Source organism: Spirosoma utsteinense (assembly GCF_014282275.1).
Lineage (GTDB): Bacteria > Bacteroidota > Bacteroidia > Cytophagales > Spirosomataceae > Spirosoma > Spirosoma utsteinense.
Genome location: NZ_VFIA01000033.1, coordinates 35,232 through 56,422, shown reverse-complemented (window position 1 = coordinate 56,422; position 21,191 = coordinate 35,232). Strand labels below are relative to the sequence as shown.

The following is a 21,191-nucleotide window of genomic DNA, read 5'->3' as shown; positions in this document are numbered from 1 at the left end:
CCGCCCTGCATGACCCCACGTACCAAAACGTACCTCCTCCACGGAGGTCTTTTTTTGCTTACCCTCATTACAACAACCATGGCTGGCGCCGAATGGATGTTTGGCCGGTTGTTTATCCCCGTTGACGGTATGGTGACACTAGGCTGGAACGAATTTGTCGCCGGGTTCCAGTTTTCCATTCCGTTCCTGGCAATTCTGACCGTCCACGAATTCGGTCATTATTTTGTGGCCCGTGCCAATCATGTTCGGGTAACGTTGCCTTATTACATTCCGCTCTGGCTGGGTGTTGGGCAGACTATCGGGACACTGGGTGCGTTCATTCGTATTAAAGATTACATCAACAGCCGGAAGCAGTATTTCGACATTGGTATTGCCGGACCCCTGGCCGGGTTTGCCCTGGCACTGGTCGTACTCTGGTACGCTTTTTCGCACCTGCCGCCCCCGGAATTCATCTTCACCATCCACCCCGAATACCAGAAGTGGGGATTGGATTACGGACAGTACGCTTATCAGGGTCTACCGCCCGGCGGGTCTGTTGGCTTGGGCGACAATCTTTTGTTCAGCTTCTTTAAAACCTATGTGGCTGATCCGGCCCGACTGCCGCATCCGAACGAAATGATTCATTACCCGTATGTACTGGCCGGGTACCTGGCGTTGTTTTTTACCTCTCTCAACCTGATTCCTATCGGACAACTGGATGGTGGGCATATCCTTTACGCGTTGATCGGCAGGGAGCGATTCCGGTGGGTAGCCCCGGCGCTGTTCATTGTGTTTGCGTTCTATGCCGGGCTGGGTGCTTTTAAACCTACCGACTTCGCTGTACCTACCAACGAAGATTTTTACAGCGAACTGGGCTATTTCGCCCTGTACGTGTTCTTTCTTTTTCTGGCCTTCTCGCGCATCAGCGAAAACAGGATGACGACCTGGCTTATTACGCTTAGCGTCGTGGCAACGCAGCTGTTTTTTTCCTGGTTACGTCCCGATTGGGAAGGTTACTCCGGCTTTCTGGTGTTTGTTTTTGTACTGGGTCGGTTTCTGGGTATCTACCACCCTGAAACCGAATTGCAGGAGCCAATGAGCGCAACCCGAAAAGTACTGGGCTGGCTGGCTGTGCTTGTCTTTTTGCTGTGCTTTAGCCCTAAACCATTTCTGATTTCCTGATCAGGACCATTGGTCTGTAAGCTGACTGTTGAATCGCTGGGTGAGCGGAAGATGACCGGGCCTCTCTGACTACGTAAAACAAATAAGGAGTATAGGGTAGCCGTTACGGCTACCCTATACTCCTTATTTGTTTTACGTAGTCATTAACGGGCAACGAGGCCTTAGTTGGTTGATTTTGGGTTTTTCCCTACCTTACCGTCATGTAATCACCTGGTTATCCTATGCAACTATTTTCACGGTCACTTACCGACGCCGACTTGATGGCGGGCATCCGGGCGGGGGGGCCTCAGCGTCGACTCTATGAAAATAAGCTTTATGAAAAATATACTTACCTCGTTGCCGAGGGCGTTCGCAAGCACCGACTGGCGGAAGATGACTGCGCCAGCGCGTATTCTGACGCGGTTTTAATCGTCTTCGATCACATCATTAGCGGCCGGTTTGAAGGGCGTTCGGAACTTAAAACGTACCTGTATCAAATATTTACGAACAAATGTGTTGACGCAATTCGAAAAAAGACGACTAATCGAAGTAGCGTCCATGATGCCTTGTCGCTCGATGACTCGCTGATGCAGTTGCCTGATACGGCCCGATCTGCCGTGCAACACCTGATTGCACAAAGTGATGTGGAAAACCTGTATCACCACTTGAAAAACCTCGGCGATAAGTGTCGTTCCATGATTTTGTTGTGGGGTGAAGGGTATTCGGACGATGAAATAGCGCAGTCGATAGACTATAATTCGGCCGCCGTGGCCAAAACAAGCCGCCTGCGCTGCTTAGATAAACTTCGCGAACGCTATCGAAACGCACCATGAACAACGAACTGGAAACAATTGAAAATTATCTGACAGGGCAACTGTCTGCCGACGAGCGTACCCGCTTTGAGGCAACCCTGCGCAGCGATCCGGCCGTTGCCGAATCACTGGCCTTCTACGTGCTGGCCCAACATACGGCTAAGGTAAGCGCCATGAGCAAGCGGAAAGCCGAACTCGATGCCTTAATGACCCGTTCGGCCTGGGGCGCCCCTATGCGCTGGGTGGCCGCTGCCAGTGTCGTACTCGTGCTGGGGTTTGGCTGGTATTTCCTGCGCGATACATCCACTTCAGCAGAGGCTGCTCAACTGGCAGAGGCTTATGTCGAACAAAACTTCGATCAGCTGACAACCACCATGAGCGGTGGTGCTACCGACAGCCTTACGCAGGGCATTGGCTTGTATAATGAGAAGAAGTTTGCAGAAGCCGAATCGGTCTTTGAAGCGGTACTGGTTCAGCAGCCCAATAACGACCGGGCGCTGAAACTGGCGGGTGTTGTTGCCCTGCGCCAGAAGAATTACGACTTAGCTATTGACCGCTTCCACCGCCTGAGTCAGCGCGCCGATCTATACAGTAACCCCGGCACCTTCCTCGAAGCCATTACGCTTCTGGAACGAAACCGACCGATGGATAAAGCAGCGGCTAAAAAATTGCTTGAGGAGGTGATTAGCAAGAACTTGGAGGGAAAACGTGAGGCTCAGCAAATGATCGATCATTTATAATAGATTTAACTGTTCACACTCTATGGAATTCAGGAACCACGAAATTGTTGAGTCCGGGGAAATTCGGGTTGGTCAAAGCGAAAACGATACTGACAAACTCCACCAACGGACAATAAGCCCAGTGCGTGATCAACAACTGGATTGTGAGCAGCGGGAAGTGGCCCGATTGCAACGACGTGGTGTAATTCCTCCAGTAATCAGCATCAATGGCAGACTGCTTGTTAAAAAGCAGAAGATTGCCATCTTAAGCAAACGCGAAATAGACTTGATTGGACGGGATAAGACTATATTCACAATAAAGAAACGGAAGGTTAGCGTACGTGTGGTTCGGGTTAGCGATTGCCCAAATCCTGAAGGGGAATACGGGAAGATTTCCTATACGGCTCTCCTGGAGTTTGATGAACTAAATCCATCTGTAATTGCCCGTAATGCCTTCAGCGGTGCGACGTTTGCTAGCATTGATCAGTCGAACAATTTTGTTTTAAGCGGGACGCTGCCTGGTTCAAAACCTTCGCCACCCGTTCAGGATGATTTGATCAGTGCGACAGCCGCCAACAGCGATTTCCAGCCAGTTGATGAGAAAGATATAAGCCACTATCCTGAGAGTGCTACCTGTGTGGTCGCCGTTATTGACTCAGGTGTTAAATTTGATTTTGCCAATCGGCCAAGTCAAAACCAGTATCAGTATACCGATCGTTCTGGGGTAACAGGGCCACTGCAACTGGTGCGCGGAAAATCGATATGTGGTTCAGAGTCGGCAGGTATCGGTTATTGTGGTATTACGGCTTATCTGGATGTGCCGAATACTGCCGGTCAGCCTGTACCTCCTCTGCTGGATGCGCTCAAAACCTTAACTCGTCCGCAGATAGCTGGTAGTGCTTTTGATGATCACCGGATGAATCATACGCTTGAAAGCCCTGCCGGTTTAAGGTCAGACTCAATAAGCGGGCGTCATGGAACGTATATCACGGCCATCATCAATCAGGAGTCGGACAGGCAGGTTAGCGTACTGCCGGTAAAAGCGTTTAACTGCGGAGGGTACAGCACACTGTTTGATTTATTAAGTTGTCTGAACTACGTGCTGGAGCAGAAGAGAAATGGGTTGCCTGTATATGTGATGAATGCCAGTTGGGTTGGCTCGCTAGATGATGAAGGCCAGGCGTTATTGACAAGAAAATTTCGTGCGTTAGAAAAGGCTGGTATCATCGTCGTAGCCGCTGCTGGTAATCAGGGAAAGGATCTCAACAGCAACAACCTATATCCGGCCCGTTATTCCAGTGTTTTTACCAATGTAATTACCGTCACCAGCGTCGAACCCGCTGCAAGGACTACCGGGCTGGGTACTAAACAGGAGGCCATCAATGAACTGGTGCCTGAAGATGATACCTCATTGATGGCCCATCTCAATCTGGACCGCCCTCGGGTTCAGTACAGACTGCGGGGCTTTAAAGCGGTTGGGAACTACTCCCAGACGTTTGTTTCTATTGGCGTGTACGGCCGTTGCTGGTCAGGGTTCAAGAGTCCCTTTAAAGATGAACCAGGTATTCGCGGAACGTCGTATGCCGCGGCTTATGTATCGGGTCAGATAGCGTCCTACCTACATCGAAACAACATCGTTCCAACGGCAGAGGGTATGGTCGACTTGAAGCAAAAGCTGTTCGAAGAATTGACCTGTTTTGAGAAAAGCCTGGAGCGTACTGTTCAGGAAGGGAGACTTCTCATCGTGAATTCATAACCAACCAATAGTCAACGTGCAGATCATGTCATGATGAGTCGTAAGAGTCTGCATCTTTGTATTACGTTCCTGTTCCCATTACTGGGAGCAGCTCAGTGCCCCCCTGTCCCGGTCTTGGCTGAACAGGTGAAAAAAATTGCTATGCGTCCCATCGAGCAACAGTACCAGCCGTTGGATGCCTGGCTCACCCAGTGGGATCATTGTGGGTACGAAAAAGATTCTATCTATGTGAACGCGCTCCTGCAGGCCGGGCAGGCTTTGCTGGTCAATGATAATCTTCCTGTTGCGGTGCAACTTGTTCGCCGTGCCATTTCAGCGTGCCAGCACAATCTGAAAACAACTCGAGTTGCTGATTTATCAAAGGCATGGTACCGGTTGGGAGTGCTTTATACCTATCAGAATCAAATCACGCAGGCAACCAATGCCCTCAAGCAGGCTGTAGTAATAGGTAGGCATGATCCGCTCGCTACCAATTGGGTGAGTAATGCCCATTTATATCTAGCCTATGGTTACGAAACTGCTGGTGATTTCCAACAAACAATCGTTCACGCTGATTTAGGTATTCCAATGGCTATCCGTCTGAATAACAAGCCATTGGCCGCAAATTTGCTGCGTCAAAAAGCGCAGGCGCTCAGTACGTTACAGGCATACGATCTCGCGCAGCAAGCTATTGAAAAGGCCATTGGTCTGATTGAAAAAGAAGAGCAGTTGAAGCAGGCACTGGCCGATGATTACAGCTTGCTAAGTTTAATTCTAGGGTATAAATATCAGTATCGTCAGGCACTGAAATACGCTCAGTTCAGCTTTGATTTGTCGCAGCGGCTTCGGTATTCGGAAACGCCTACCCTGGCTATCCGTCTGGCATTTCTGTACAAGAAGACAGGGCAATATGCCGAAGCTATACACTACTGCCAGTACGGAATTGACCAAAGCGCTGATGTATTTGTGAAAGCAGTTGGCCTAAACATGATGGCCACGGTGTATTGGGAAAAAAAGCAGTTTGATAAAGCCTTGCCGTTCTATCAACAGGGAATGGAGCTATTACCAATTGGCTTTGGCAAACAGCCCGTTGCGCGTAATCCGCAGAAAGAGCAAATTCGTCTGGTTGAACACAAAGGTATTTTGCTGGATCTTATTCAGGACAAAGCTGATACGTGGCTTGAGTACGCCAAAGCCACGAATAACAACCACCAACAGCTTCAACACGCGCTCGCCACGTATAAAGTGGCCGATCAGCTGATCGACTACATGCGCTGGGAGCATACCGGGCAGCAGTCGAAGCTATACTGGCGGCAGAAAACGAGGGGTATGTATGAGCGGGCCATCGAAACCTGCTACCGGCTTGGCGATACAGATCAGGCGTTCCGTTTTTTTGAGAAAAGCCGCGCTGTTATGCTGGCCGACAAACTCAACGAGCTTGGTGCCCGCCAGCAACTTTCCCCGCAACTGGCTGAGCAGGAAGATAAATTACGGAAGGCCGTTAGCGAGCAACAGGCAAAACTAACCGAAAGCAAGCCCAACACGACAGCGTATGCCAATAATCAGTCGGCGCTGATAGCGCAGCAGGATAAGCTGGATGATTTTCACAGGCAGCTTGAAAGGACGAATCCCGCTTATTTTCAGTATAAATACGCTAGTAGCCTTACGTCGGTGGCCGATCTGCAACGGTACCTCAAAATCCAGCGCGCTTCATTCGTGACCTATTTTGAAGGCGACAGTGCTTTGTACCTGTTAGGCGTAACGGCCAATAAGGTAACGCTACAACGAAAGCCGGTAGCGCCTTATAGTCAGGCAGTACGGCCGTTTATGAACTTACTTGCCGACCCCGAGGCCATGAACCATACCTCCACTGTAGCGCGGTTCACTACAGTAGGCAACACACTGTATAAACAACTGCTTGCTTCACTAAACGTACCTGCTGGCCGGGTAATCGTCTCGCCCGACGGGTCACTAATACCCTTCGAGGCACTGAGCCGTTCAGCCGTTCGGCTCGATTATCTGGTGAAAAGTTATGCGTTTAGCTATGCCTATTCGGCGCATCTACTGCTTCGGGAAGAGCCCGGCGCTGTGAAACCTGCCCGGGTTGGGACCGGTGATTTTCTGGGCGTGGCTCCCGTTTCGTTTGCACCCCGGCTTGGACAGGTAAAGCTGGCGGGCTCCGACAAGGCGCTGGACCCCATTGCAGGCCGGTTTGGTACATCGATGCTACTTACCCACGAGGCTGCTACGCGTCGGGCTTTTCAGGCCGAAGTATCTGCCTATCGGGTCATTCACCTGTTTACCCATGCCACCGCCGATACCACCGGCCAGGAGCCGACGCTCTATTTCGCCGATTCCACCCTGCGGCTCTCCGATTTAGGCGACGGGGCGCTGCCCAATGCGCAACTGGTGGTACTGGCGGCCTGCAAAACCGGTATAGGAGCCATTCAACGGGGAGAAGGCGTCTTCAGTCTGGCCCGTGGATTCTCGGCCCTGGGCGTACCCAGCGTCCTGACGACCTTATGGAGCGTTCAGAACGACGCTACCTACCGCCTGACCGATAGTTTTTATCGTTATTTAGATCAGGGCCTCTCCAAAGATGTGGCCCTTCAGCAGGCTAAAAAGGACTGGCTGGAAAATGCCGACGGTGCTAATCAGCTGCCCAACTACTGGGCGGGTCTGATCCTGATCGGTGATACGAACCCGCTCGAACGCCCTACCCGCTGGCCCTGGGTGGCGATCGGAGCGGTTCTGTTTCTGGCCGCGGGTTTACTAAGCTGGTGGCATCTGAAACGGCAGGCTGTACCGACGCTCTCCCTCTCGCAGTTGTCCTGACCGGGCGGCACCCGCTAGCGGGTTGGACGGCGCTTGCTGTTACCAACCGGTTTTGCCAACAGGTCGAACGTCAGCGCAAACTCATTCTTAATGGCCTGATCGCCCAGGTCGGTAAAGAAACTAGCGGAGTTATAGCGAACGCCAAACTGCGTTGTGAACCGGATCTGCATGGGTTTACCCGCTTATTTTCATGCTCTCGCTAAGCCTGAATACTTCCTTCAAACACCTTGCTGTTAGTACAGCATCTTCCAGCGCGTTATGAAAACCGTCTTCGCGCGTAAAGCCAAAATAACCCGCAATAGCCGTCAGGCTCAGCCGATCGGGGGTTTTACGACCGTTGGCTTTGAGTACCTTGAAGGTGAAGTAGCCAAGCGTATGTAAATCGAGCAGAACGCGCGAATACGGCCACTTCAGTTTCTCGTACCGGTACGCTTCTTTCAAAAAATTAATGTCGTTGATAACACTCTGCCCGCAAATGATGACGTCGCGCAGATAGGGCGTCCGATCCAGTTGGCCTTTAGGAACCCGCAGACCAAGCTGCGTACAGATCCACTCTTCCAGTTCGGGCAGCACATCATAGATCATGGGCGCATCTTCCAGTTCGGCCAGAGACAGGTTGTGGATTTTTTCGGACGATGAAGAAAAAGCTTCTTTATTTTCAGGGTATACATTGGTGAGGTATTGCCCCTTTTCGACCCAGTTGTCGTCGAAGAGCACCGCTCCAACCTGAATAATTTCGTTGTAGTCCGGTTCCGGGCCGGTCATTTCAAGATCAAGTACTAAATAAGGCATAGAACGAAGTTAATGAATGCTACCCCAATGCTACTAGAATTAATCCGAAACATAAAGTGAAAAATAGTGCGTCAGTTTTTCTGTCATGCAACAAAACGAAGCGGTTTGCGGTTTTACTACCAACTACCCTACGAAGCCCCGACAGACCAGCTGCCGGGGCTTTTTGTATTCCGACCACTTTCCTCGCCAAATGCGTCAGATGGTAGCCGTACCGGTGCGCTTCTGGGTTCTGATTAGAGGAGGTCAAACCGGGTAGGCCCATTTATCGCTACTTTTGCACCCACGAACGCATACCAACCTTCTTATGATTGACATTGGCCGTATGAATACCCTCGTTGCCCGACGTATTACCAGCGTTGGGTTTTACCTGGGCGATCCAACCACCGAAGCAGGCGACCCGGCCGACGATATCCTGCTGCCCAGAAAATACGTACCTGAATCCTTGTCGGTTGGCGATGAGATCGAGGTATTTGTGTATAAAGATTATGACGAGCGCCCTATCGCTACTACGCTGACCCCGCACATCCTGCGCGATGAGTTTGCACCCCTGCCGGTTGTGGCTGTTTCCGATGTGGGGGCTTTTCTCAACTGGGGGCTGGAAAAGCAACTGCTCGTTCCGTATCGGGAACAGAGCCGTCCGCTGGAGGTAGGGCAGTGGTGCGTCGTGTTCATGTACCTCGACGAAGAGTCCAATCGGCTGGTGGCTTCCACTAAAGTGACCCGTTTTCTGGACGACGACGTGTCGGACCTGCTCGAAAATGACCCCGTCGATCTGCTGGCTTACGAGATCACCGACCTGGGCGTGAACGTTATCATCAACGACCGGCATAAGGGATTGCTGTATCACAACGAGATCTTCCGGCCCGTTGCTGTTGGCGACCGTATGCCGGGCTTTATCAAGCGCGTTCGTGACGATGGGTTTGTCGATGTGAGCTTGCAGCAGATTGGGTTTCAGAAAGTGGAACCCAGTGCTCAGACCATTTTAGATGCGCTGAAAGCCAATAAAGGGTTTCTGCCGCTAACGGACCACAGCGATCCCAAAGTAATTTATGAGACGCTGGAAATGAGTAAGAAGACCTTCAAGAAAGCGATTGGTACCTTGTACAAAGACCGGAAGATAGTGCTCCAGAAAGACGGTATTGCCTTGGTATAAGCGGAAAGCGCGGCATGCTTATGTCAGCTGGGTAAATCATACCCGCACATCCTGCCAGCTTACCTTGGCAACCACTTTACCAATATCATTACTTACCTGCTGAATAAAACCCAGATGTTCGCTCAACTGTCGGTCATCCGGGGGTAAGGTAGTGGCCTCAGACAGCGCTGCTACCGGAGACGCCAGCGTATCGGTGTTTGTTTTCTCGGACGCTTCTCCAAGTTGGCGGACCGTATCGGTCAGCGTACCCAGCGCCCGTTTGACCGGGCGTATGAGGATCGTCGGATAGGGTTGAGGGGAGCTTAGGAAAGTCGAAGTGATCGTGGCAATGTTGGCGGAGAGAATGTAGTTCAGCACCACAAATTCGTAGACGGCCTTCTCGTTGCGCTGTTTGTGTTTCGGTTCCGATACCATCCGCTGAAAGGAAGCCGCTATATTGGCTGAGGTCACATATACCTCTTTCCGTGCCAGCTTGTAATCCACTACCGGGATAGCCCGACCCGACAAACCGTCGAGCAGCAACTGCATGTACCTGATATTGGCCTTTAGCACATCGGTCATAGGCGTAGTGATGTGGTGCGACTCCCAGTTGGGAAACAGCAGGTAGCCTGACCCCAACGCAATAAGGCCGCCGAGTAGGGTGTCCAGTAGCCGTTCGCCTGCAACACTGAGGTAGCCGATTCCCAGAAAACTGAAAAGAATCAGTACGAAGGGGGTTACGCAAATGACCATAACGATGTAATTGACCCGCTGCGCGCTGTAGGTTCCGATCATAAACAGAACCAGGAAAACGAAATGGGCTGTCTTGTTGGGAATGAACGTCAGAATCACGATACCAATCAGGCCCCCTATGAACGTGCCAACAATGCGTTCCTGATTGCGCTGCCGGGTCAGGCTGAAGGCGGGTTTGAGAATAACCAGTATCGTTAGCAATACCCAGTAGCTATACTGCGCATAGGGTAGAAACTTGGTTAGTAAGAAGCCCAGCAGCAGCGCCCCCGCTACCCGTACCGAATGCCGGAATACCGATGAGTCGAACGTGAGGTTGTCGCGGAAGGACTGCCAGTTGATCGTTTGATGCGATACAAACCGTCCGTACTCCAGCCTTTCGTTTTGTGGACTCGTTGCCGGAGCCGTCATGTTGGCCTGGATGGTTGCTACGCGCTGGGACAGGTTGCGGAGGCTTACCAGCACTTTCTTGAGAACTAGCGTACTGCCATCGGTATCAGGAATGTCGTCTATTTGTTGTTTCAGTGCCGTTAGAGAGGGAGTAAGGTCGAGGGGTGGGCGCGAGGGCGTAATCGACTGGACCGTGAGGCCAATGTGATCGAGTTCATCGGATAAATGCCGGACCAGCCGGGCAATCGTGTCCAGAACGCCCGACTTCCCGAACCGCTCCCGAATACCGGAATAGTCGTAGTACATCGCCACGATTTGCTCATACAGGTCCATGACACTGGAGAATGTCAGAACCAGTGTTCGGCTGGTACGGTCCGATTCGGCCATATATTGCCGGCTTTTGAACAGCATTTCCCGAACGGCGTCCTGCATCTCGTTGACAACGACCTGTTGCGCAACCAGTTTCCGGTAGTCATCGTCCAGCCGTGTATGCGTCGCGTAAAAATCGGCTTTGATGGCCATTAGCCGGGCTATTTCATGGATACATTGACCCAGCGCCTGCTGGGCAGGGCGGTAAGGCCGCAGCCGAGACCGAAGCAGGCTGATGGCCATGTACCAGATACCTCCGGCCAGAATCAACCCGCTCTCGCGGACAACGCCGGACGCATCGAGTGGCCGGTCGAGCATGAGCACCATGATGAGCAGAGCCGCCGTGCCAACAGACGTAGCCCGGTTATTATAAACCGAAAACATAGAAAAGAAAAAGCCGAACAACGCAATCTCCAGGCCGAGCGTAAGGTCGTTCATGCGCGCAAATCCCGTTATGAACGTCACGGCCGAACCGATCAATACGGTCGCTGTCATGCTGTTGCGCCGGTGCTGTACCGGGCCGGGGGCGTCGCTCAGGCTTACACTCAGGGCCCCTATAGACATAGCCATACCGTTCGCCAGCAGTCCAAACTGAGCCAGCAGGAGGGAGGGCAATAAGATGGATACCGTGGTACGGATGCCGTCGGAAAAGTACTGGCTGGACAGAAAGTAACTTACCTGTCGGGTGCGTCTGTTCATGCCGGGTTTGCGCGTTCACCAGCGAAGCTCGGGAGCCGGTGTCCGCCTTTATTGTTTTCGGTTATCACACCACTGTGGCTGTGGCGTGTGTAGTATAACATGTTTTTGGCGAAAATCTCTTAAAGTCAGCCTGCCGTTCTGATCGGAACAGGATGGCTGTATGCCTGGGTGGGTCCAATATGGTTTCCTGTCCTTGCCAGGTGTAGGCTACTCTACAGGACTGGAATATAAATTTGAAAAGTAAATAATGGATGTTTTTTGATTTATAGAGGGTGAACGTACCCGCAACGCACGGTCTACCGTCTGTCGAAACGGTTCCCCTATCATAATCTGTGTTCACGTATATAAACATGAAGAATACGCTCTGGATTGGAAGTATGTTGTCGCTTGCCCTGCTTGTGTTCACCTGCACCACACCGAAGCCGGTCGTGCAGCAACCGGAACCGGCTTTCAACCCTGCTCCCACGGGGGCTTACCTATCGCCTGAAGCGAGCCTGAAGTCCATGCGCCTGCCCCGCGGCTATCACCTTGAATTAGTGGCCAGCGAACCCATGATCAAAGAGCCGGTTGCTATTGCCTGGGACGGAAATGCTAAAATGTATGTAGCCGAAATGCTGACTTACATGCAGGATGCCGACGCTACGGGAGAGCAGTTACCCATCAGCCGGATTTCGCTCCTTGAAGACACTGATAACGATGGCAAGATGGATAAAAGCAGTGTTTTTATCGATAAGCTCCTGTTGCCGCGTATGATCCAGTGCGTAAACCACGAACTGCTGGTAAATGAAACCAATACGCTGGCCATACATAGTTACGAGGACACGGATGGCGACGGTAAAGCCGACAAAAAGAAGCTGGTCTATGACAATCCGACCTATAAGAACACCAATAACATGGAACACCAGCGTAGCGGTCTGGACTGGAACCTCGATAACTGGATGTACCTGACCTATGACCCTGTCCGCTTCCGCTATACCAACGGCACCATGCAGGTCGATACGCTCGTTAGTGGTTCGAGCGGACAGTGGGGCCTCACCCACGACAATTACGGCCGCTTGTATTTTTCCAGTGCCGGGGGTGAAAATCCAGTGCTGGGGTTTCAAATAAATCCGGTTTACGGGAGCCTTAACTTCGACGACCAGTTTACGGCCGATTTTCAGGAAGTATGGCCCATCATGGCAACGCCCGATGTGCAGGGTGGTTACAAACGACTCCGTCCCAATGTAACGCTCAATCATTTTACCGCCAGCACGGGCCAGTCGATCTTCCGGGGCGACAACCTGCCCGCCGATCTGGTAGGCGATTACCTGGTAACCGAACCCGTCGCGCGGATTATCCGGCGCGCCAAGGTTACGAACACCAATGGCAAAACCACGCTGAAAAATGCGTATCAGCAGGCAGAGTTTATGGCCTCGTCCGATATGAATTTTCGCCCGGTAAACACGTATACCGGCCCGGACGGTAATCTGTACGTTGTTGACATGCACCGTGGCATTATTCAGCAGGCCAACTGGACCAAGAAAGGAAGCTTTCTGCGCAACCGGATCGATAGCCTGGGGCTGGCCGCTAATACAGGCCATGGCCGTATCTATCGGGTTGTTCACGATGGGTTCAGGCGGTATAAAAAACCTACAATGCTGGACGACCCCAGCGATAAGCTGCTGACGTATCTGGGCCATCCAAACGGCTGGTGGCGCGATAATGCCCAGAAGCAGCTCATTGCCCGGGGCGACAAATCGGTCATCCCTGCCTTAAAGCAACTCGCTGTCCAGCAACGGGAGGCTGAGTCAGACGAGCGCCACCTGGCCCGAATCCATGCCTTATGGACGCTGGAAGGCTTGAACGCGCTTGATAAAGAGATGGTTGGCAAGGCCCTTCACGACAAACACGCGCAGGTGCGGAAAACGGCGATCTGGCTTAGTGAACCCTGGCTGAAGCGCAACGATGAGTCGATGATTGCCCAGGTTGGAACGCTTGCCAATGATGCCAGTGACGACGTTCGGGTTCAGTTGCTGCTGTCGTTATACGCCAGCAAGGCCCCCGGTGCCGCTCCGCTGGTGAACCAGCTGGTGGCTGGCAACACAACGAACGAGATGATGGTTGCCACGAAGCAGGCCCTCGATAAAAATGAAGATGTGCGGAAGTTTGGCCGGCGGCTCGGCAACCTGACAGCCGCCGACCGGACCTTGATTCTGGACGGCGCGTCGACGTTCAAATCGCTCTGCGCCACCTGCCATGGGCCGGAAGGAAAAGGACTGACCGTTGGGGGAAGCGCTATGCCCGCTCCGCCCCTGGTAGGCTCGAAGCGCCTTCAGTTCGATAACAAGAACATGGCTATCCGCATCGTCCTGCATGGTTTGTCGGGGCCGGTTGACGGCAAAGAATACCCCAGCGTGATGCCGTCGATGTCCGAAAATAGTGACGAATGGATCGCTTCGATTGCCAGCTATATCCGGTACGAATTTGGCGGCAACTCACGCTCCTCACCGGCTGTTAAACCAGAAGAGGTTCGAAAGATCAGAGCCAGCCATACCAGCCGCACCGAAGCATGGACACTGGCTGAACTGGAGGCCAAGCAAAAAGAAGAGGTACCGGCGTCGGCAGCGAAGTAGCTCCTGTTGGTACCGTCAGGACGATGAAATAAAGAGGATGATACAGCTGAGGCAATTGGTCGGTCTGGTAGTCAGTATGGGTTTAATGCTGCAACCGGGGCGGTTATGCGTCGGGCAAGCCTTGTTTTCGCCCGGCGTACACCGTGTCGTATTCCTGGGCAACAGCATCACCTACAGCGGTCAGTACGTAACGGATATAGAGGTTTATTTCAGGACGCATTATCCGGGTCAACAGGTTGAATTTATTAATGTGGGTTTGCCAAGTGAAACCGTATCGGGCCTTTCCGAAGCGGGACATGCCGATGGTAAATTCCCCCGCCCTGACCTCCACGAACGGCTGGAACGGGTACTGACGCAGACCAAACCCGATCTGGTCTTTGCCAGTTATGGGATGAATGATGGCATTTACCAGCCATTCGACGAAAGTCGTTTTCAGAAATTCAGGACGGGTATGAACTGGTTACACGACGAAGTCGTCCGGTCCGGTGCCCAGATCATCCACCTTACCCCACCGGTTTACGATGAGTTGCGTGGGGGTAAAGTTGGGTATGCTGCCGTACTCGATCGGTATGCCGATTGGTTACTGCGTCAGAAAGAAGCGGCCCACTGGACTGTTATCGATGTTCACTACCCGATGAAGCAATTTCTGGAGGCCCACCGGGTAGTCGATTCTGCGTTTTCCATTGCTGGTTTTGCGTTGGCCGACGATGGCGTTCATCCCGGCGATACCGGCCATTGGATCATGGCCAAAGCCATTCTCCTGGGGCTGGGAGAAAAAGCAATTGCCACCGCGCCAGACTTACAAGCCGCTATTGCTGCTGTACCCAATTCAACGCAGGTGCAGAAACTTATTGCCGAACGTCAACGCCTGATGAAAGATGCATGGCTCACTGCAACGGGCCACCAACGGCCCGGCATGAATGTAGGCTTGCCGCTTGCCGAAGCCAGGGCCAAAGCCGCCGAGCTGGAACATCGTATTCGGGCACTCATGCCCTGAGCCGGTAGCTAGACCGATTCTTCCAGCTCTTTCAGTTCCAGCATCAATGTCCATTGCTCGGAATCGAGCCACTGCCGGATATTCATGTCGATCAGGTCTTTGTCGATGGCATAGTCGAGACCATCCATGACCTGGCGGTGCTTCTCGGGGCGGTGACCAACCTGTAGGTAATAGTCGGTCAGCCACTGTTTTTTGTCGGTATTGATGAGCGAGAAGGTATCGCCGGTGATGGAGTCGCGCAGGTAGATCGGGTAGGCATTCCATACCGCGAGCCCGGCTTTGTCGCGGTCCTGATCGAACAGGTCGCTGCCTACCTTGTCGGTCAGGACGAAAAAATCGAGGTAATAATAACCGGTCTTGTTAAGGTTCAGAATCAGGCCCCGAGTCTCCAGATCGAGGATTTCTTCCGATTTAAAACCTGGTCCTTCCTGGCAGTACTTATACATGGCTGCATACTGCCGGGCGTGTGTAAGAAATAAAAAAGTGTATTGACTGGGTGTTATGTGATAGCGTGATAATGCGTTTAGGTTAATTAGAAGTGTGTCCATTATTTGTACAAGTTAAAGTTTCTCCAAAGTAGCAACTTTAACTGTAAAAATGATGGTTAGTAGCGTAAAATTTGGATTTGATACCTTAATTCAGAATATAAAGGTGTGAAAGTGGACTTGTTGCCTATTCGTCCAGCTCCTGAATCCGCATCAGGTGGCGGCCTCCCTCGAAGGGGGTGTCGAGCCAGATCTGCACCAGGCGTAGCGCCATTTCTTCGGTCATCATGCGCTGACCGAGTGAGATTACATTGGCGTCGTTGTGCTGCCGTCCGAGCCGGGCCGACTCTTCATTCCAGCATAGCGCACACCGAACGCCTTTGACCCGGTTAGCGGTCATGGCCTCGCCATTCCCTGACCCGCCCAGCACGACACCCCGCTCCACTTCGCCCGCAGCAACGGCTTCGGCAACGGGTCGGATGAAACGCGGGTAGTCGACCGGTGCTTCGGAATCAGTCCCTTTATCGACGACCTCATGGCCAAGGCCGGTCAGAAATTGGCGGATAGCTTCCTTGTAGCGGAAACCGGCATGATCAGATCCAATAGCAATTTTCATAGTTTGAAACAGGCAGGTGAAATGCTCGCTGCGTACCGGCAGCGTAGCTGAATTGGTACTATGACCAAACCATAAACGCCCAAACTTGTTCCAAACTAAGTGCGTCGGTAACTTGCCGCCACTTTGTGTCTGACGACAACCTGACTTTCGATGATTCCATCTACCAATCAGAGACCCGGTGCTACCGTGTTGTTTATCTTCGGCGGAAGCGGAGATCTTAATCTTCGCAAGCTTACGCCTGCTCTCTATAATCTATCGATTGATAACTACCTGCCCGAGCAATTTGCTGTGATAGGACTGGGCCGCAGCCAATATAGCGATGATAGTTTTCGTGATCGGCTGCACGAGGGCGTTCAATCTTTTTCCCGGCGAAAAGATGGTCCCTGGGATGCGTTTGCCCCGGCCATCAGCTATCTCCAGATGGATGCGGGTGATGCGGCTGCCTATTCCAGGCTATCGGATGTCGTCGCCGAAAAAGAAAAGGGATGGGGCCAGCGGGCCAGTGTCATCTTTTACCTGGCCGTAGCCCCGCAGCTTGTGCCGGGTATTGCCGAAAATCTGGGTAAACTTCAGTTATGTGGCGATACGTCGCGCGTTCGGATCGTGGTTGAGAAACCATTTGGCCACGATCTTAAAACGGCACTGGAACTCAACGCGTTGCTGGGCGGCTTGTTTGCCGAAGAGCAGATATACCGCATCGATCACTATCTGGGTAAAGAAACGGTGCAGAATATTCTGGCACTGCGTTTCGCCAACTCGCTGTTCGAGCCAATCTGGAACCGGCAATACGTGGAGCACGTCCAGATCACGGCTGCCGAAACCGTTGGCCTGGAAGGGCGCGGTGGGTATTACGAAGGGTCAGGTGCCCTGCGCGATATGATCCAGAACCACCTCCTGCAGGTGCTGTGTATGGTAGCTACCGAAGCGCCCGCCAGTTTCGATGCCAACGAGGTTCGTAACAAAACCGTGAGCGTCCTTAACTCAATCCGTCGGATTAAGCCTGAGCAGGTAAACGAAGTGGCCGTGCGGGGACAATATGGTCCAGGCGAGGTGAAGGGTAAGCACGCGCCGGGCTATCGCGAAGAAGAGGGTGTAACGCCCGATTCGGCTACAGAAACATTTGCGGCTGTGAAACTCTACGTCGATAACTGGCGGTGGGAGAATGTGCCATTTTACCTGCGTACCGGCAAGTTCCTGCCCGAAAAGACAACGATCATCACCATCCAGTTCAAAGCCGCACCCGACTTCGCCTTCCCCGACGAAGCGACCAAAACCTGGCAGTCCAACCGGTTGAGCATCAGCATTCAGCCCGCTATGGATATCCGGCTGCGGTTTCAGGCCAAACGTCCGGGCCAGACACTCGCGCTCGACCCTGTTGAAATGGTCTTCAGCTATAAAACGGCCTACGAGCAGGAGCCGGAAGCCTACGAAACGCTGTTGCTGGATGTGATGACCGGCGATGCGACGCTGTTCATGCGGGCCGATCAGGTCGAAGCCGCCTGGAAGGTGGTCACACCGATCATAGAAGCCTGGGGGAGTCAGGCACCTGATTTTCCAAATTACGCACCCAACTCATGGGGACCTGACGCAGCTATGCAGCTGATTGAGAAAGACGGGTTCGAGTGGACTAAATAACGTTAGTGTCGATTTCTGGTTAACCGTATCTATTACTATGGCCGTAACACAGTCTGCCCGCTTGTTTGTCGATGATCAAAGCCTCCTCTGGGAGACAGTCGGTGAGGGCGTGAAGCGCAAGATCATGACGTATGACGCTAACCTGATGATGGTGAAGGTGGCGTTTGAAACGGGTGGTGTAGGGGCCGTTCACCGGCATGTGCATACGCAGATGAGCTATGTCGAGAGCGGCACGTTTGCGATCACCATTGCCGACGAAACCCAAATTTTACGACAGGGAGATGTCTTCTACGTACCCTCCAACGTATGGCATGGTGCCGTTTGTGAGGAAGCAGGTATGCTGGTCGACGTGTTTACGCCTATGCGCGAGGACTTTGTCTAACGAAAAATATGCAACTCATTGTTAAAAAGAATCCCGCTGATCTGGCAAAGGCAGCGGCCGATTTCATTGCCAGACGCATCAGGGACGTCCTGAAAAAGCAAGATCGGTTTACGATTGCGCTATCGGGGGGCAGTACGCCAAAAGCGCTCCACGAACTGCTGGCCAAGTCGCCCTACGTCGATCAGATACCGTGGCTGCAACTACACGTGTTCTGGGGTGACGAACGCTACGTACCTATCGAGGACGAGCAGAGCAATGCGGGTATGGCCTATGACACGCTGCTTGGCCACGTGTATACGCCCGAAGACCAGATTCATGTCTGGCGCACCGACCTCGAACCTGACGAAGCTGCGGCCGACTACAACCGGATACTCCATAGTTATTTCGGTGACAGCGGCCCAACCTTCGATCTGGTATTGCTTGGCATGGGCGACGACGGGCACACGCTTTCGCTCTTTCCCGGAACGGAAGTCGTCCATGAAGAAACGGCCTGGACCAGGGCCTATTTTCTGGAGCAGCAAACGATGTACCGGCTAACCCTGACCGCTCCGCTGGTGAACCGGGCGTCCTGCGTCCTGTTCCTGGTTGCCGGTCCCAAGAAAGCAGACCCCCTGCGGGAAGTGCTGGAGGGTGAGTACAGGCCCGATACGTATCCATCGCAGGTGATCAAGCTAACGGAAGGGGAACTGGTCTGGATGGTCGATGAGAAAGCGGCCGCAAACCTGAGCAATAAATAAACGGGATGCCCCACCCTGGCGGGGCATCCCGTTTTTAGTAAAAGGTAAAGGTTGATTGGCTATTAGTCAGGATATTAGCGTTTCTTTTTGGCACGCCTAAATTCCTTACTTATGTCTATCAACCTTTTTGTTTTAACTCTCGGTTTGCTGACGGCTACCTGCTCGGTTGCTACGGCACAAAACACCACCGCTATGACGGCGGTAGATTCGTCGGCAATGATCGCCGGAAAATGGATCGGCACGTACGAAGGGTCTGATTCCGGCAAGTTTGAACTACTCATCAATCAGGACAGCAACAAGAAACTGGCGGGTCAGATTATCATGCTGGCCCCCGACGGAAATCGCTACCCGATCGATTTGAAAACCATCAGCTGGCAAAACGGGCAACTGAAAGCAAGCTACGCCGATCCGCAGGGTGGGGGAGACCCCAGCTTTTCAGGATCGATGGCCGGCTCCCTGCTAAAGGGCGGCTGGCTTGCCAACGGTGGTCAGGATAGTGGCAGTTGGCAGGCCAGCCGCGCCGATCGATAGCCGGAACGCTTTATACCAGCTTTTCCTTTAAAAACTTCATAGTGCGCTCCCAGGCCAGTTTAGCTGCGGCTTCATTGTAGCGGGTAGGAGCTGTGTCGTTATTAAAGGCGTGCTGTGCGCCTTCGTAGATGTAAAGTTCGTAGGGGATACCGGCTTTTTTCAACGCTTCTTCGTAGGCTGGAATACCGGCATTGACCCGCTCGTCCAGTCCGCCGTAGTGAAGCTGCACGGCCGCCTTGATCTTCGGTACATCGACCGCGTCGGGTTGCCGACCGTAGAAGGGAACGGCCGCTTTGAGGCCGGGCGCGTGAATAGCCAGTTGGTTGGCCATAGCACCACCCCAGCAGAACCCTACACACCCTACACTGCCCGTACTGTCGGGGCGGGTTTTGAGGTACTCGACAGCATTGACGAAGTTAGTGCGGGTCACCGTAGGGTCAAGTTTGCCGAACAGTTCACGCATCTGTGTTTCGTCGGCCGGCGTGCCGCCCGCTGCCGAAAGGGCATCGGGCGCGAGGGCTACAAACCCGGCCAGGGCTACCCGCCGGGCTATGTCTTCGATATGTGGATTCAGGCCCCTGTTTTCGTGAATAACCACCACGGCCGGATACTTACCGGCAGCGGCCGGACGGGCCAGATACCCTTTCATGATCGTGTCGGCACCGGGGAAGGTGACCGATTCGGTTTTGATACGATCATCCTGATCAGGTACGGTAGCCGCCTGCGCATAGTTGACTTCCAGCAGAGGAAGTACGGCTATTGCTGCGGCCATACTGCCGGTCAGGCTGGCCAGCCGTTTTAGAAAGTCGGCCCGTTTAAGGGGTTTGTGGGTGTATTCGTCGAACAGATTGATAATGCGCTGATCCATCGTACAGTTGGTTTAGGGCTGGTCACGTAAATCTGTCGAATAGGCTGGTCAAATGCAAAAATGAGTGGATAGCGTTCCTCCGTGTTTAGCTGGCTGATAAACGCTGTTCACTCACTTTTGCCTTTGACCGGTGGCCAATTACAGGAACATGCCTCCCGACGCTTCGATGCGCTGGGCGTTGATCCACCGGGCTTCTTCGGTACACAGGAACGCAACGATTCCGCCGATGTCGTCAGGTACGCCAACGCGGCCCAGCGCCGTAACTGAAGCCAGCTGACTGTTCATTTGCTGATTGTCCCGTACACGGCCCCCGCCAAAGTCTGTTTCAATGGCACCGGGGGCCACTACGTTCGCCGTTATGCCGCGTGCGCCCAGTTCTTTGGCCAGATACCGGGTGAAAACTTCCACCCCCCCTTTCATACTGGCATAAGCAGAAGAGCCGGGAACCGAGAAACGAGCCAGTCCTGTCGAAATGTTGATGATCCGTCCACCGTCATTCAGTAGGGGTAATGCTTTTTGGGTCAGGAAAAAAACGCCTTTGAAATGAATGTTCATCATTTCGTCAAACTGCGCTTCGGTCGTTTCCGCGAAGGAGGCATGTAAGGCCGTGCCCGCATTGTTGATCAGGAAGTCGAAACGGTCTGTTTGAAAGGTTTCCTGTACTGTACGGCTGACCTGCTCATAAAAAGCATCGAAGCTGCCGACATGGCTGCTGTCGAGTTGGAGGGCTACCGCTTTCTGTCCGAGTGCCTCAACGGCTGCCACTACCTCCTGCGCATCATCCTGCCGGCTGTTGTAGGTGAGCAGCACATGAAAGCCCTTTTCTGCCAGGGCCAGGACCATATTTTTTCCCAGTCCACGGCTACCGCCTGTTACGAGTGCTATCTTATTCTCAGTTACCATCTTGTTTGTTGTTAAATGATGGTACAAAGGTGAGGCACGGGCGGGGCCGGGT

At 52.9% G+C, this 21,191-nt stretch carries 19 protein-coding genes; 12 read left to right on the top strand and 7 right to left on the bottom strand.

Annotated features, from left to right (window positions below; genetic code table 11):
* The first annotated feature begins 9 nt into the window (after positions 1-9).
* From FH603_RS21505 to FH603_RS21485, 5 genes are all read left to right on the top strand, one after another.
* The gene (locus FH603_RS21505) at positions 10-1,161 is read left to right on the top strand and encodes a site-2 protease family protein (RefSeq protein WP_186739831.1); all 1,152 of its coding nucleotides are present in this window, start codon (positions 10-12) and stop codon (positions 1,159-1,161) included.
* A gap of 221 nt (positions 1,162-1,382) precedes the next feature.
* A complete protein-coding gene (locus tag FH603_RS21500) occupies positions 1,383-1,973 on the top strand; it encodes an RNA polymerase sigma factor (protein WP_186739829.1) in 591 nt (196 codons plus the stop codon).
* Entirely contained in the window at positions 1,970-2,692 is a 723-nt protein-coding gene (locus FH603_RS21495) for a hypothetical protein (protein WP_186739827.1), read from the top strand. Before FH603_RS21500 ends, FH603_RS21495 begins: the two co-directional genes overlap by 4 nt.
* A gap of 22 nt (positions 2,693-2,714) precedes the next feature.
* Positions 2,715-4,427 (top strand): S8/S53 family peptidase, encoded by a 1,713-nt coding sequence (locus FH603_RS21490; RefSeq protein WP_186739825.1) that lies wholly within the window; start codon positions 2,715-2,717, stop codon positions 4,425-4,427.
* A 141-nt stretch (positions 4,428-4,568) separates the two neighbouring features.
* Positions 4,569-7,241: a CHAT domain-containing protein gene (locus FH603_RS21485; RefSeq protein WP_186739823.1), complete on the top strand. Its 2,673-nt coding sequence runs from the start codon at positions 4,569-4,571 to the stop codon at positions 7,239-7,241.
* A 14-nt stretch (positions 7,242-7,255) separates the two neighbouring features.
* Here FH603_RS21485 and FH603_RS21480 read toward each other — a convergent pair whose 3' ends face one another.
* Both FH603_RS21480 and FH603_RS21475 read right to left on the bottom strand, forming a co-directional pair.
* The gene (locus FH603_RS21480; protein ID WP_186739820.1) at positions 7,256-7,411 is read right to left on the bottom strand and encodes a hypothetical protein; all 156 of its coding nucleotides are present in this window, start codon (positions 7,409-7,411) and stop codon (positions 7,256-7,258) included.
* Between the two features lie 4 nt (positions 7,412-7,415).
* Positions 7,416-8,033 (bottom strand): 3'-5' exonuclease, encoded by a 618-nt coding sequence (locus FH603_RS21475; protein ID WP_186739818.1) that lies wholly within the window; start codon positions 8,031-8,033, stop codon positions 7,416-7,418.
* Positions 8,034-8,337: 304 nt separating this feature from the next.
* Here FH603_RS21475 and FH603_RS21470 point away from each other — a divergent pair, with 304 nt between their 5' ends.
* Positions 8,338-9,186 carry a CvfB family protein gene (locus FH603_RS21470; RefSeq protein WP_186739816.1) on the top strand — a complete coding sequence of 283 codons (849 nt, stop codon included), beginning with the start codon at positions 8,338-8,340 and terminating at the stop codon, positions 9,184-9,186.
* A gap of 36 nt (positions 9,187-9,222) precedes the next feature.
* Here FH603_RS21470 and FH603_RS21465 read toward each other — a convergent pair whose 3' ends face one another.
* Positions 9,223-11,373 (bottom strand): FUSC family protein, encoded by a 2,151-nt coding sequence (locus tag FH603_RS21465; RefSeq protein WP_186739814.1) that lies wholly within the window; start codon positions 11,371-11,373, stop codon positions 9,223-9,225.
* Positions 11,374-11,723: 350 nt separating this feature from the next.
* Between FH603_RS21465 and FH603_RS21460 the strand changes: the two genes are divergently transcribed.
* Both FH603_RS21460 and FH603_RS21455 read left to right on the top strand, forming a co-directional pair.
* The gene (locus FH603_RS21460; RefSeq protein ID WP_186739812.1) at positions 11,724-13,985 is read left to right on the top strand and encodes a DUF7133 domain-containing protein; all 2,262 of its coding nucleotides are present in this window, start codon (positions 11,724-11,726) and stop codon (positions 13,983-13,985) included.
* A 76-nt stretch (positions 13,986-14,061) separates the two neighbouring features.
* Positions 14,062-14,982: an SGNH/GDSL hydrolase family protein gene (locus tag FH603_RS21455; RefSeq protein WP_186739810.1), complete on the top strand. Its 921-nt coding sequence runs from the start codon at positions 14,062-14,064 to the stop codon at positions 14,980-14,982.
* An 8-nt stretch (positions 14,983-14,990) separates the two neighbouring features.
* Here the strand turns inward: FH603_RS21455 and FH603_RS21450 are convergent, their stop codons facing one another.
* Together FH603_RS21450 and rpiB are read right to left on the bottom strand one after the other, a co-directional pair.
* A complete protein-coding gene (locus FH603_RS21450; RefSeq protein WP_186739808.1) occupies positions 14,991-15,530 on the bottom strand; it encodes a hypothetical protein in 540 nt (179 codons plus the stop codon).
* A 124-nt stretch (positions 15,531-15,654) separates the two neighbouring features.
* Positions 15,655-16,083, bottom strand: a complete 429-nt coding sequence (rpiB, locus tag FH603_RS21445; RefSeq protein WP_186739806.1) for a ribose 5-phosphate isomerase B — start codon at positions 16,081-16,083, stop codon at positions 15,655-15,657.
* A gap of 150 nt (positions 16,084-16,233) precedes the next feature.
* On the opposite strand from rpiB, the gene zwf reads away from it, so the two are divergent.
* From zwf to FH603_RS21425, 4 genes are all read left to right on the top strand, one after another.
* Positions 16,234-17,718: a glucose-6-phosphate dehydrogenase gene (gene zwf / locus FH603_RS21440; protein ID WP_186739804.1), complete on the top strand. Its 1,485-nt coding sequence runs from the start codon at positions 16,234-16,236 to the stop codon at positions 17,716-17,718.
* Positions 17,719-17,755: 37 nt separating this feature from the next.
* Positions 17,756-18,100: a cupin domain-containing protein gene (locus FH603_RS21435; RefSeq protein ID WP_186739802.1), complete on the top strand. Its 345-nt coding sequence runs from the start codon at positions 17,756-17,758 to the stop codon at positions 18,098-18,100.
* Between the two features lie 8 nt (positions 18,101-18,108).
* A complete protein-coding gene (pgl, locus tag FH603_RS21430) occupies positions 18,109-18,837 on the top strand; it encodes a 6-phosphogluconolactonase (RefSeq protein WP_186739800.1) in 729 nt (242 codons plus the stop codon).
* A gap of 111 nt (positions 18,838-18,948) precedes the next feature.
* On the top strand, positions 18,949-19,368 hold the full coding sequence (locus FH603_RS21425; protein WP_208493032.1) for a hypothetical protein: 420 nt from the start codon (positions 18,949-18,951) through the stop codon (positions 19,366-19,368).
* A gap of 10 nt (positions 19,369-19,378) precedes the next feature.
* Here FH603_RS21425 and FH603_RS21420 read toward each other — a convergent pair whose 3' ends face one another.
* Both FH603_RS21420 and FH603_RS21415 read right to left on the bottom strand, forming a co-directional pair.
* Complete coding sequence (locus tag FH603_RS21420; RefSeq protein WP_186739798.1) at positions 19,379-20,236, bottom strand: dienelactone hydrolase family protein; 858 nt, start codon at positions 20,234-20,236, stop codon at positions 19,379-19,381.
* 138 nt (positions 20,237-20,374) lie between these two features.
* A complete protein-coding gene (locus FH603_RS21415) occupies positions 20,375-21,139 on the bottom strand; it encodes an SDR family NAD(P)-dependent oxidoreductase (protein WP_186739795.1) in 765 nt (254 codons plus the stop codon).
* Between the last annotated feature and the right edge of the window lie 52 nt (positions 21,140-21,191).